Consider the following 13,478-nt stretch of genomic DNA (forward strand, 5'->3'; position numbering starts at 1 on the left):
GGAGGATTGGATCACAGAAAATCAATCATCATGTACCATAGAATTTACACTCAGTACTTTTTACTCATCACAGGAATGTTTGCGTTTCTTTCTTTGTTTGGTCAGGAAAAGAGAGATGAGGATCTATTCAGTTATGAGGTGAGACTTGGAGCGAATATCAATTTGTACCGGGGAATACTAGGCAAAGAAAGACTTGGACATAATTTGTTCAGCGGACAGACGGGATTGCGTTTGTTTGTTTCCGGGATGATTAATTTGAAAAGTAAAAACTGGATACTGGCGTACGGCCCTACGGTCGGGATTTACAACAAATCTCTTGGCAACAGTCAAAATCCCCTTGAGAATGATATTCAGATAGATCTGGTAAACTCATTTTCGGCAGGTGTCGGATATTCAAGGCAGGGCAGCATGAAGTATTTGCGAACGCTCGGCAACACTTCTGCCTACAATCTGCGTCACGATTTTGACCATGCGCTCATACTCAGTGGCAATTACATCCTAAACAATCACAACAGGAATCAAAGTGTGGGTTGTATCAACATTACCGTTGCGGACAGATTTACACTCATGTATTACAATGATGGTGGTCCCGGAATTCAGAACATAGGATCAGGGGATAATTTTGATCGCTGGTGGACAGGAGGGGGAGGAATTTTTATCCATGCCAATAAAAGAGATGGCTATGAAAATTTTATGAATTATGCCGAGCTCACTTTTGATCAATTTACCGGATATTCTCCATTGATTTATGAATTGTCTACAATTCTTGGATCCAATATTCCCAACTATGAAAAACTTGATGACGAAGTGCTCGATAAATTTTTCACTTCCAAGGCTTACAATTCCTCCGCGTACAATTTGAAAGTAGCCTGGCCAAGTATATATCCGGTGGCGCTTGATATAGGATTAATAGGCTCTCTGGTAGAACAAAAGAAGGGAAAAAAGATGATCTACGGTGTGCAGGATTTGATCCACGCCTCTATGGGATTTGTATTGCATCCAAACAGGGATGACACGAGATTATTTTTTGGTGCAACCTATAATGCGAGAACTTATGTTAAATAAATTTTATTTTCTACTCAGTTCAATGCTGGTTTGCTTGAATTATTCATGTTCGATTAAAACATTTAATGAACGCGAATATGATGCAATAAATTTGCTCAAATCAAATACAGGAGATGAATACTCACCCATCAACGCCATCTTAAAAAAGAACAGCAGTCTTGAAGATGATGAGATCACCACGGTAAAAGCATGGGTTGGAGAATTCCCCGAATGTCTTATTGAAGAAGGAAATCTTAGGGTCATTTCATTGAGTTACAAACCTGAAGTATATCCTTGTCTCGCAAGTCCGGTAGGGTATCAGCGTTATCGGTTATTTGAATTGATCACCCTTCGAAACAATCGCCTGTACTTTTTTTTATCAGAGAAGCTCAACAGTCAAAAATTGTATGAACGATCACTTATTTATTATTTCATTCCCAAAAAAGAAGACGACACTCAAGTCACAGGTAATCAATACAGTTTCAACCGTTCCATCCGGAGATACAAAGGAATGATGTCTGAGAAAATGAAATTCTCAAAAAGTAAAAAAGATGAATACATATTCGAATTTCAAAACAGATCCGGTGATCAGAGCCGGGAAATTCATAAAATAATTTCGCTGGCCACCAATAAGATCAGCGGAACAAAACCATTGGTGTATGATATTACTAAAGTATTTTTTAAAAATGACACCATCAATAAAGACAGGGGCATTCCGCTTATTTATGATCCGGAAACAAGTCAGCGAATATTTAATGCTTTGAGCGGAAACAAGATGAGGAGTAAGAAGTAATTAGCAAATTAGTTAATGAGCTAATTTGCTGATTAAATTTTAGGCTTCCTCATTAAAGTGGACAGAAAGATAAGATAGAAAAGTTTTTGGATTATGAATTTTCTTCAATTCTCCATCTGGTGTTGATCCAATTTTTTTGTTGTTCTTTTGGGAGGAAGGTCCAGGCAAGTAGTCTGCTGGATTTATTGCCTTGTCCCATGGGAATGGTTTTTACTTCTACTGCGCCGGCAGTTTTTAAAGCCTGATACGCGGCTTTCAGGTGAGACTGTTTGGAGACAAGTGTGGAGTACCAAAAGCAAGAGGTGGAGAATCTTCTGCTTTGACGAATCATCTGTGCAATGAAGGCTGATTCACCACCTTTGCACCAGAGTTCGTTGTTGTGACCACCGAAGTTTCTAACTACTTCTGATACCGGTTTCCCTTTCAGGTTGCTTAATTTGCGTAGGGAGGCTTCACGTGCTTCATCTGCTGATCCATAAAATGGTGGGTTGCAGATGCTGAGATCAAATTGTTCTTCCGGTTGTATGATTCCATAAAAAATATCTGTTGGTTCTTCCTGCAATCTGAATTCTACCTGCCCTTGTAGGAATGAGTTGGATTCAACAATATTTTTAGCGGCATCGAGGGATACCGGATCAATGTCTGTGGCAACAAATGACCAACCGTATTCTTGATGTCCGATGATTGGATAAATGCAATTGGCTCCTACACCTATGTCGAGACATTTTATTTTTTTTCCGGTAGGGATGGATCCATAATTGCTGGTTGACAATACATCTGCAATGTGGTGGATGTAATCTGCCCTGCCGGGGATGGGAGGACAGAGATAATTTTCAGGAATGTCGTAGTGTTCCACTCCATAGTAATGTTTCAACAAGGCCTGATTCAACATTTTTACAGCTTCGGGATCTGCAAAATCTATGGTCTCATCATCGTAAATATTGGGTCTTACAAACGGTGTTAATTCCGGACAGGTTTCAATCAATTCCATGAAGTCATAACGAGCCCTGTGTTTGTTGCGCGAATGAAGTCGCGATTTTTCAGCAGGATGATCTTTTTTCTGTTCGATCATAATTGATTTTACCTTATTTAGGTAGCAAAGATAGAATAATGTATTGGAATAATGACGAAGCATGATAAAGGAGGAATATGTTCATCTTAACTTGATTAAAATTTTAAGTCTATAATAATATACAAAAAGTAGTGTCCTTTAACATTCGTGCTTTTAAGAGAATCTTTGCATTACCACCGGATATTATAATATCCAAGTCATAATGCAGATTGAATTCTATGATTTGGATTTAGGAGGCAGGAAACCATACAGGAAAAATCCCCTTTAATTTACAGGATTTGCACCCTTGTATGTGGATTTGGATGCAGATATTTTTGTATCGTAATTTAAGTGCATGTAATTATGAATTTGATTCTAATTTAAAAATCTAATAAAACTTCAGCTTATGAAAAAAATTATTTTTCTTTTTGGGTTATTGTTTTTTTCCATTCATCAGGAAATGAATTCCCAATCTTATTTTATTCGTCGCATTTGCTTTGATGACTTACTTTTAAATCCCGTTCTAGATCCTGGAAGAATCCCTGTTGGATGTGAGATGATTGATTGTTGTCCGGGTTGTCCTGGCCCCATAGACTGGAAAAGGTTTGAAGTTGAATTGATCTGGGATAATGAAATTTTCAGCAGTGCTCAATTTAAGGTGAATGTGAATGAGTCGATATTAGCGAGGTTAAAGTCACAGGGATTTGAAATGAATCAGCAAGTACTGAATATTAAAAAAGGTAAATCTAATGTTACCGGTTTTGATGCAGAGCCAGATCAAGTACCTACCATAAGTCCCATCATAAACATTGACAAGGAGCAATTAAAAAAAATGAAGGAGAAATTGATGGCTGAAGATAAATCAGGGGACGTATCTATCACTTTTTCAATCATTCAAAAAATTGATGGGAAAATTATCAGTATAAAAGATTTCAATTATTGGATTTATTTGTGTGGTTTTAATCCACCGGGATTGGTGGATCGGGTCAGGCTCTTAAACAATGATGGTGGTGATGTCTCCTTAATTATGTTGGATTCAAGACTTAGCACAGGATGCAGAGATGATGAAGAAAGAAATGCTGCCAGTCAGAGCAACTTACCTGCCAATCATTTACTAAGAAACGGATGTAACGAAGAAATTATAGTTTTTTCCAGAGATGATAGAATGTCAATTCGTCAAAATCCAGGATGGTCGAATTTGATTGGAGATCTACGCACAGTGGATTTATTACCCATGTATGTGGTGAGGCTGAATGTTTGGATCATGCAAGGACCTTTTGCCACCACCAGGACAAGGGCTACCAACGATATTAACAGGGCCAATCAATTGTACAACACACAGCGTTGCGGGGTTCAGTTTGTAACTACTTTTCATGATGCTACCAACGATCCACAGACGAATGGATTGCTGGATGCTGATTGCGGATCCAGAACTCAATTTATTAATAACATAGGTTTTGTAGCCAACACTCTTAACATCTATTATTTGGACGATCCGAATGCAAGAGGATGGGAGTGTTCCAATCCTCCTGGTAACATCATCTTGATATCGAGTTTTGCAGACAATGAATCATTGGCCCATGAAATAGGTCATGCGTTTAGTTTGGGACATACCAATAATATTAATGTGGATGGTATAACTGGAAATGATTTTCCTGCAACCAATTTGATGATAACAGGTGGTACCGGCAGAAACAGTATCACGGAGGGGCAATGTTTCAGATGTAATCTGAATCCAACTTCATCGTTAAATGCTTATGGTATACGTACAGGTGCAACCCGTACTTGTACAGATACTGATCTAACAGGTCCATGTCTTCCACAAGAACTTAACAGATAATTAATTTTTATACTCATTTTAAAATATTTATATTATGAATACAATTAAAAAAATAAGAAATACCTGGCAGCTCTTTTATCCTTGTTGCATTTTTTTCTTGGTATTTCTTTCATACAGTGTTGGTATTTCTCAGGAGGTGCAACCACAGATCAAAGCCTTGAATGATTATTTTGAATGTGAGGAATGTACCGATGGCGAATTAGAAGCTGTGGCAAAGTACCAGGATGAAGTAGTTGGAATTTTGTCACAAACGATGCGAAAGGGTCCTTCCAAAGTTAAGGTCTATGAAAAAAGAGAAGCGTTAGGAAAAGCCTATAAGGAAATGGCAGCCTATGGGGCCAAACATCCGGAATCAAGACCTACTATAAGTCAGGAAGCTTACGTTAAATTATACTTGAATAATTATGTTGCTCAGTATCAGAAAAGGGCAATTGAGGCTTTGGGAAAAATTCGAACACCTAAAGCAATGGAAGAATTGAATGGTTATGATCAATCTAATCTTGCAAAAGGCGGAGTCAGGAAATCTTTAAAAAGAGTTCTCAATAAATAAGTGTTAGAAGTCCCTGAATTAATTTTGTTCGGGGACTTTTTTATTTTCAATCACCTATACAATGAAAGAAAGGAATATAATAGTTTATTTTAAACTAAGGAGCATTTTGGTTGCATTTATTTTTTTAAATTTTTTGTTTTCTTGCCGATCAACCATTTATCTTGTCAGGCATGCAGAGAAATTACCCGGATCCACGAATCCTTCTTTAACTGAAGCAGGGTTGCAAAGAGCAAGAGTGCTGGCAGACAGTATGCGGAATAAACATATTGCAAAAATATTTACAACGGACAGCAATCGCACCAGAGAAACTGCCCGGTTTACTGCATTGCAATTTAACCTTCCGTTTACTTTTTATCGTAAAGACAGCCTGGGTCAATTGGTGGAATCGCTGAAGAAAAATCTGGGATCAAATATGCTGGTAGTGGCGCACAGTGAAATTATTCAGGAAATTTTATCAAAATTTGGCTTAACCTTAAACAGACCAATAAGCGGGTATAGCAGAATGATCATTATTTCTAGAAGGAAGATTTTATTTATGCAGACCAGTAAAGTTGAATTGACATATGGGGTCCCAGACTAAATGGCTGGTAATTGATTTTGTCAGATATTTTAATTTGCAAGAGGCTATGTAATATATTTAAGAACAGCTGAGTTCAGAATAAGAAATTTTGAACTCATTTTACATAAAATTCATTCAATACTCAGATCATATTTATGCAAAAGACCTGCCAGGCCATCTGATGAAAAACGAGCTTTTCTGAGGTAGTTGGATTCAGGATCGATGGAATAGTTTTGTGCGGTGCGAAGGTCTGCAGACTCCAGGAGGGTATTGTCAAATATTGCTCCGGAAAGATCACAGGAGTCGAATATCGCCTGCGTCAGATTTGCTTCGGTAAAATCAACCTCCTGCAAGGAACAATGAATAAATTTTGTTTTCCTTAGATTGAGTTTATAAAAAGATGAAAAGTTGAGTGTGCAATGATGGAAAGATACAGAAAGTAAAAACTCATTGCATGTGTCAAAATGAATGCCGAGCAACTTACAATTTTTAAAAGCGACTGTTTTTAAAGAGGTTTTTGATAAGTTGATCATGCTTAGGTTGCAATCATTAAATGTGCATTCAGAGAAATTATAATTGGATAAATCGGCGTTTGAAAACTCGCAATTTGAGAAACTGCACTCTTCATAATCGCCGGATGCAAGAATATCGGTAGTATAATCCTGATGATTATAGTGTTGGTTTTCTATGATATTGCGTTTCATCCTTTATTTTTTACCAAAGTGTACAAGTTTCCTTGAAACCTGTGTTTCCATTTTACAAAAGTAGGAAATTATGCGAAACAGAATGTGTACAACTGTTGAGGGAGTTCAAGTTTGAGATTTTATTTATGAATTAAATATTTTTGTTATAATTATTCGAGCATTATTTTTTTCCGAATTATTTTTTCTGATTGTAAAATGGAAACAAAATAAATTCCCGGAGGAAGATGTCTTGCCTCCATACTAAATTCATTATTCCCTGAATGTCCGGAAGTACGAATTTTATATATTTCCTTTCCATTTAAATCGTGTAACATCAAATGAATTTCTTCTTCATTTTCCGCAATCCAATTTAGTGTTAGGACATCAGTAACTGGAATGGGATAAATGGAAAAATGTGTATGATCCATATTGTCTAATACGCCAACAGAAGATTGGGTAATTTTTAGGAGGAATACGTCTTCTGCACCCTTGCTTGTGATCAGAATGCTATCCGGTCCGGGATTTGCATTCAACGTGGAACCAAAGACACCGGTTGTAAATACATTCCAGTCCTTATTCACAGCGATGGAGAAACCAATGTCACTGGCCGGACCATTCATGCTTCGCGCCCACTGAAAATTACCTTGCGGATTTAATTTAGTGATAAAAATATCATTGTTGTTTTGATTGCTGGAGTATAAATTAAAAACTTCCGGACCAGGATCAAAATCAACCAATTCCTGATAGCAACCTGTAGTATAGACATTGCCTTGTTGATCCAAACAAATTCCCAAACCCACATCGTGCGCTGGTCCACTAAATTGTTTAACCCAAATTAAATTTCCATCAGAATCCAATTTGCTGATGAATACATCACCACCAATTCCCGGAGCTGTCAACTTAAATATATCAGGACCAGGATCAAAATCTACTTCTGATCTGAAAAATCCTGTGGTAAAAATATTTCCTGTTTGATCGATGGCCATTCCTATGGAAAAAACAATATTTTGCCCATCTGTACTTTTGGCCCAAATAAATTCACCTTCTGCATTTAGTTTTAGCACGAAAACATTGCCTGCTCCGGAATCTTTCAAAATATAAATGTCAGTGCCTGGGTTAAAATCTACGGTGTCTTTAAAATTTCCGGAAACAACAACATTCCCATTTAAATCTGATGTAATGGCAGTTGCCATATCGTCCAGTCTTCCACCAATCTGTCGTACCCAAATAAAATTTCCATCGGGATCCAATTTGAGCATAAATACATCAAAGCTTCCGAGCGAAGTCATTGGTTGGACATTTAAACCCGGATCAAAATCAGTAGTTCCCTGAAAATGGCCTGTTACCAGAATATTTCCGAATTGATCCAATGAAATGGATTTACCTACGTCATCTAAATTTCCTCCGATTTGTTTTACCCAGATCAATTGTCCATTGCGATTTAATTTTGCTACAAATGCATCGCCGAATCCGGCAGAAGTAAGTTTTGAATTTGGCATACCGGATTCAAAATCTACCACATCTTTAAAATTTCCAGTGAGATATATGTTTCCATTCAGATCGGAGGTTATTTGATTGCCGCGATCTGCTTCTTTTCCGCCCATTCTTTTAGCCCATAACAATTGCCCTTCCGAATTTATTTTGGATACAAAAATATCCTCCGAACCGGCAGATGTGAGAATGCTCATAGCTTCATTAGGATCAAAATCAACCTTGCCTCTGAAGAATCCACAAGTTAACAGATCTCCCGAGGCATCGACCAATACGCAATTTCCTGCATCGCTGCCGGAATCTCCAAATTGTTTTATCCAGGAAAAATGGGTTGACTGACTGTAAGAAAAAATAGGGAAAAGGAAAAAAGAAATAATACTGTACTTTAAAATCTTGGTTACCATTTCGAATGATTGTACAGTTAAGATACTTGGTTTTTAGTTTATGGGATACATTATTTTTTATTGTTTTTAATTTTCCTTCAAATAATCAACGGAAAGCAGGCTTAACGCTTTCAATAAATCTGAATAGAGAAATTTAATAGAATTGAAAAATGGCAAGTTTGTTAGCGAAATATTCTCTCTTATTTTTAAATACAAATTGAGTATATAAAAATTGTTTTAAATCGCATCATTTGTAAAATTCAAATCAAGAAAATTCGAAGCAATGTTAAGGAGTCTGAAGATGTGTCTTTTTTTAGCATGGTGACCGCCACTTCGATCCAAAATATTGCGAAGTGTTTCAATGGTTTGAATAGTGTGTGGTCCTTTGTTGATCATGACGCATTCAGCCTGTACCGCATGCGCTGCATCCGTAATTTCTGATCTCGTTGCCATACCTAATTTGTTGAGGTTGTCCAACACTTGTGTGGCCCAAATCACCGGTACGTGTGCGGCTTCACAAAGCCAGAGAATTTCTTCTTGTATCTCACTCATTCTTTCGAAACCAATTTCCACGGCAAGGTCTCCTCTCGCTATCATTACACCCAGTTTTTGTTGTTTTAATCCGGTCAATAGTAAAGAAGGGAGGTTGAGTACTGCTTCAGCAGTTTCTATTTTCAAAATTATCGCAAGTTTTTCATTGTGTGGGAGCAGTTGTTGAAGTTGCATTAAATCAGCAGCTGACTGCACAAAGGAATATCCCACCATATCTGCATGGCGTTTTATAAAAGGAAGGCACTTGATATCAAATTCCGTTAATGCCGGCATATTTAGTTTAGAGTTAGGAAAATTAATTCCTTTCTCTGCTTTAATTTGTTTTTTCTTGGCCGAGATTCTTTTTACACGCAGGAAAACAAAACCCTTTGATATTTTCTCTACGGTGGTTTCAATGGTACCATCATCAAACAAAACAGGTTCCCCTGGTTTGAGTCTTTTATGGATGTCTGGAACCGTACAACCTACTGTATCTTTTTGATCTTTTATTCTGGATTCATCCACTAATCGGATCCGACAACCTTCTTCAATTTTTAGCTTACTTTTGGATTTAAAGACTGTTCTAATTTTAGGGCCGGCAAGATCCATATATATTTTGCAAGGAATCCCTGTTTCCGAGCTGGCGCTTTTAATGTTTTGGATCATGTTGTTCCAGATTTTTTTATTGTCGTGGGCACAATTAATTCTGGCAACATTCATTCCTGCCAACAACAATTTTTTTGTCTTTTCATGATCCAAACCAATTTCAGTATCGCAGGTAACCATGATATATGGTGTATGTTGTTCGTTGTTTTTGCAAAACAATTGTACGGTTTTTTCATGTAGTGATTTCTGTGCTGAAGTGGCATCATATAGTGGAAGGCCATCCATTTTACTTCCCCCCAGAATGTTCAATATCGCATGCAATTGTCTTCTAATGTGGCTTTCTGCACTAGCCATTGAGGATAAGCCTAAAGAGTGTAATTGATTTTGTATTTCCCTGATATCCATACTTCTCAATGCCAAATAGTGTAAAAAATTACGTGCATTCTTCTGATTCGAAGGATTTAAATCTTTTATTAAATTTTGGTATTGGAATTCTGTAGAGGCCATTTTTTGATCGATTTCCTCTAATTTTTTGATGACTGAATTCAATCCAACTTTCATGATTTAAATTTGGCGCTAATATGGTGACATAAAATAATTTTAAAGACAGCGAATAACACCATAACAATATCTTAATATTGAACTTCAAATTTTATGGCGTTGAAATTTTCCTTGTCCTTCTGAAATGTTTGAACTTGCTTTAAGAAGACTAAGCATTTGTAATGAATAATTGGATTTTAGCAAGGGAAATCGGACTAAAAAACTTTGGTTTCGGAAATGAGTTGAACAGAAGGAAATTACACCGATTTAAATTTTAGGAATCTAAAATCAGATCATTGGTTTATTCAGTTGTGCCCAAATCAGGTCTTTCAGTTCTTCGAGGCCCTGATGAGCTACCGCAGAAATAAAAACATGGGGAATATCCTTGGGAAGATTTGATTTAATCAGATCTTTCCATTCCGGTTCTGCAATGTCCGTTTTAGTGATGGCCAGCAGACGGGGTTTGTCGGTGAGTTCAGGATTGAACTGATGCAACTCGTTGGAGAGGATTTCGTATTCTTTTTGAATATCCTGACTGTCGCACGGGATCATAAATAGCAACAAAGAATTGCGCTCGATGTGTCTGAGGAATCTTGTGCCAAGACCTTTTCCAAGATGTGCATCTTCGATGATGCCTGGAATGTCGGCCATGATGAATGATCTTGAATCGCGGTATTTTACAATGCCAAGATTGGGTACCAGGGTGGTGAAGGCGTAGTTGGCGATTTTTGGTTTGGCGGCAGAGAGGACAGAAAGCAGAGTAGATTTACCCGCATTTGGGAATCCAACCAGGCCGACATCTGCCAGCACCTTTAGTTCGAGTATTTTCCAGGCTTCTACACCCGGTTCGCCAGGCTGGGCATAATCGGGAGCTTGTTGGGTTGCGGACATAAAGAAAGCATTTCCTTTACCCCCACGACCGCCGGAGAGCAGAACTTTTGTTTCTCCGTCTTCCGTTATTTCAAATTCTTTTACTCCTGTCTCCGCATCTATGGCAACCGTTCCCAGGGGAACATCCAGGATAATGTCTTCTCCATCCCGACCGGTACAATTGTTTTCACTGCCGTTCTGGCCATTGTCCGCATAAATGTGTTTGCGATATTTAAGGTGAATGAGTGTCCACAGTTGGCTGTTACCACGTAGGATAATGTTTGCGCCACGGCCACCTGCACCGCCGTCCGGTCCGCCCTTTGGGTTGTGTTTGCTGCGGAAGAAATGCACAGAACCTGCGCCACCGTTGCCGGAGCGGAAACAAATTTTGACATAGTCAACGAAGTTCTGTTCAGCCAATTGGAGTGGGGTTTTGGAATGAGATTAGTGTTTAGCAGCAGATTTCGTCCAGATGGGTACTGATTTCTTCGAAGATATTCTCGATAGTGCCTATTCCGTTGATCTGATGCGATTTACCTGATTGTTGATAATGGCCAAAAACTTCCGCAGTTTTCTGGCGATACTCGTCCATTCTTTTACGGATGATGGTTTCGTCGTTGTCGTCGGCTCTGCCTGAAGAAGTGCCGCGTTTAAGAATTCTTCGGACGATTTCATCATCCGGAACTTCCAGGGCAACCAGTGCACTTATTTGTTCTCCTTTTTCGGTAAGCATATGATCCAGGGCTATTGCCTGAGCAATGGTTCTTGGAAATCCATCATAAATAAAACCATTTACGGATGGTTCGGACTCTACCTTATTGCGCAACATTTCGATGGTGACTTCGTCGGGTACCAGAATCCCCTGATTCATAAATTCCAAAGCTTTCAGTCCCAATGGTGTTTTGTTGGCAATTTCTGCGCGAAAAAGGTCTCCTGTTGAGATGTGGTAAAGGTTATACCGGTCCACCAGCTTGGCCGCTTGTGTGCCTTTGCCGGACCCCGGAGGTCCAAATAAAATTAGATGAAGCATAATCAGTCAATAAGGCAGACAGGAACTTCCGGACATCTCCAAGCATGAATATTATCGAAGGAAGGCTGTCGTAATGGTCAAATAAACCGCAAAGGTACGAAAATCTGCCTTATGGTATTAGTTTAAACTGATGGGCTTTTCTCTAGGAAAGCTGTTTAGGTCCTTGGCCATTCTGATGCGTTTAAGCCAATAGTCATATTGGAGTATATTTTCTTCCATCACGCCTTGGGAGGAAGAGCTGTGGATGATCATCAATTTGTTTTTGCTGTTTTCGGTAATGATACCAACGTGATTGATACGACCTTTGGTGCCAAAGTAGATGAGGTCTCCAGGTTTAGCATTGTCGACTTTAATGGTCCTTCCGCATTTTGACTGATCGGCAGAGCAGGAAGCCATTTGTATGCCTACTTTGTCCAGGACGTAAATCACAAAACCGCTGCAGTCAAAACCTTTGGGGTTTTTGCCACCACTTTTATATTTTTTCCCCTTCAGGCTTCTTGCAACGCTTAACACTTCATTTCGAAAACCCTTGTCCAGGCTATCCTGGTTTACCTTATTTTGGCTCAGCGTATCTTTTGATGCCGAGGCACAAGACTGAAAACCCATCAACACAATGGCCAGTAAGGAAATTCTTAAAATGCGGGTAAAAAATGGTACAAAATTCATATTGGTAGCATTTTATATATTAAACAAAACGCTAATATATGATATTTTGGTTTATTGTTCCAAAATAAATTTATCGCGGTCGCGGAGAAAAGGGTATGCTTTTCTAAAGGCATGTAGTTTTTCTTTGGACAGTGTAAACGTCCAGATACCCGGTTTATTGTAAGTGTCGTGGCCCATACGGTGACCTTCATAATCCCAAACATTGGAGTCACCGCAGTAGATCATGTCGTTGCCATCACGACCCAGCGCATTGACACCGGCCACGAAACACACATTTTCTATGGCCCTTGCCGGAAGCAGTGAAGTAAAGGCCAGCCGTCGTCTTTCCGGAAATTGGGCTACGAAGATCATCAAATCGGCCTCCTCTGTATTGCGCAGCCATACTGGAAATCTCAAATCGTAGCAGATGAAGGGCATTATTTTCCAATTCCGATAATCAATCAAGGTTTTGGATTTCCCTGCCGTATAATATTCTCCTTCATTGGCCAAATTGAACAAGTGCGCTTTATCGTAGTGGTCTATTTTCCCATCCGGATGGACGAATACGAATCGGTTGAAATACTGATGGTTTTCAAAAATGATCAAACTGCCGCACACCGCGCACTTTCTGGTAGCTGCAAGTTTTTTCATCCACTGAATGCAAGGTCCATCCATCAGTTCACCCATACCGGTTGTATTCATGGTGAAGCCGGTGGTGAACATTTCGCAAAAGATGATCAGATCGGTATCTTCCCTTAATTCGCTCAACAAGAGAACTTCCAATTCGCGGATGGCCTGTGGTGGATTTTCCCAAACGATGGAAGACTGTACAATGGAAATGCGTAATGGATGATGCATGACG

13 protein-coding genes are annotated in these 13,478 nt (G+C 38.8%); 5 read left to right on the forward strand and 8 right to left on the reverse strand.

Going from position 1 to position 13,478, the window contains the following annotated elements; genetic code table 11:
* Nucleotides 1-30 precede the first annotated feature (30 nt).
* Nucleotides 31-1,065 (forward strand): hypothetical protein, encoded by a 1,035-nt coding sequence (locus IPJ83_03345; GenBank protein ID MBK7879583.1) that lies wholly within the window; start codon nt 31-33, stop codon nt 1,063-1,065.
* A complete protein-coding gene (locus IPJ83_03350; GenBank protein ID MBK7879584.1) occupies nt 1,055-1,837 on the forward strand; it encodes a hypothetical protein in 783 nt (260 codons plus the stop codon). The genes IPJ83_03345 and IPJ83_03350 overlap by 11 nt, the downstream gene beginning before the upstream one ends.
* A 91-nt stretch (nt 1,838-1,928) precedes the next feature.
* Here the strand turns inward: IPJ83_03350 and rlmF are convergent, their stop codons facing one another.
* Nucleotides 1,929-2,909 (reverse strand): 23S rRNA (adenine(1618)-N(6))-methyltransferase RlmF, encoded by a 981-nt coding sequence (gene rlmF, locus IPJ83_03355; protein MBK7879585.1) that lies wholly within the window; start codon nt 2,907-2,909, stop codon nt 1,929-1,931.
* Between the two features lie 385 nt (nt 2,910-3,294).
* Between rlmF and IPJ83_03360 the strand changes: the two genes are divergently transcribed.
* From IPJ83_03360 to IPJ83_03370, 3 genes are all read left to right on the forward strand, one after another.
* A complete protein-coding gene (locus tag IPJ83_03360; protein MBK7879586.1) occupies nt 3,295-4,728 on the forward strand; it encodes a hypothetical protein in 1,434 nt (477 codons plus the stop codon).
* A gap of 34 nt (nt 4,729-4,762) precedes the next feature.
* The gene (locus IPJ83_03365; GenBank protein ID MBK7879587.1) at nt 4,763-5,278 is read left to right on the forward strand and encodes a hypothetical protein; all 516 of its coding nucleotides are present in this window, start codon (nt 4,763-4,765) and stop codon (nt 5,276-5,278) included.
* Nucleotides 5,279-5,339: 61 nt separating this feature from the next.
* Complete coding sequence (locus tag IPJ83_03370) at nt 5,340-5,858, forward strand: histidine phosphatase family protein (protein MBK7879588.1); 519 nt, start codon at nt 5,340-5,342, stop codon at nt 5,856-5,858.
* A 110-nt stretch (nt 5,859-5,968) separates the two neighbouring features.
* Here the strand turns inward: IPJ83_03370 and IPJ83_03375 are convergent, their stop codons facing one another.
* From IPJ83_03375 to IPJ83_03405, 7 genes are all read right to left on the reverse strand, one after another.
* On the reverse strand, nt 5,969-6,541 hold the full coding sequence (locus IPJ83_03375) for a pentapeptide repeat-containing protein (GenBank protein ID MBK7879589.1): 573 nt from the start codon (nt 6,539-6,541) through the stop codon (nt 5,969-5,971).
* Between the two features lie 149 nt (nt 6,542-6,690).
* Nucleotides 6,691-8,415, reverse strand: a complete 1,725-nt coding sequence (locus IPJ83_03380; GenBank protein ID MBK7879590.1) for an SBBP repeat-containing protein — start codon at nt 8,413-8,415, stop codon at nt 6,691-6,693.
* 216 nt (nt 8,416-8,631) lie between these two features.
* Nucleotides 8,632-10,092 (reverse strand): pyruvate kinase, encoded by a 1,461-nt coding sequence (locus IPJ83_03385; protein MBK7879591.1) that lies wholly within the window; start codon nt 10,090-10,092, stop codon nt 8,632-8,634.
* A 267-nt stretch (nt 10,093-10,359) separates the two neighbouring features.
* Nucleotides 10,360-11,361, reverse strand: a complete 1,002-nt coding sequence (gene obgE, locus IPJ83_03390; protein ID MBK7879592.1) for a GTPase ObgE — start codon at nt 11,359-11,361, stop codon at nt 10,360-10,362.
* Nucleotides 11,362-11,392: 31 nt separating this feature from the next.
* Nucleotides 11,393-11,971, reverse strand: a complete 579-nt coding sequence (locus IPJ83_03395) for an adenylate kinase (protein MBK7879593.1) — start codon at nt 11,969-11,971, stop codon at nt 11,393-11,395.
* A gap of 117 nt (nt 11,972-12,088) precedes the next feature.
* Nucleotides 12,089-12,637, reverse strand: a complete 549-nt coding sequence (locus IPJ83_03400) for a C40 family peptidase (protein MBK7879594.1) — start codon at nt 12,635-12,637, stop codon at nt 12,089-12,091.
* Nucleotides 12,638-12,688: 51 nt separating this feature from the next.
* Nucleotides 12,689-13,474 (reverse strand): nitrilase family protein, encoded by a 786-nt coding sequence (locus IPJ83_03405; GenBank protein ID MBK7879595.1) that lies wholly within the window; start codon nt 13,472-13,474, stop codon nt 12,689-12,691.
* Between the last annotated feature and the right edge of the window lie 4 nt (nt 13,475-13,478).

Source organism: Candidatus Vicinibacter proximus (assembly GCA_016713905.1).
Classification (GTDB): domain Bacteria; phylum Bacteroidota; class Bacteroidia; order Chitinophagales; family Saprospiraceae; genus Vicinibacter; species Vicinibacter proximus.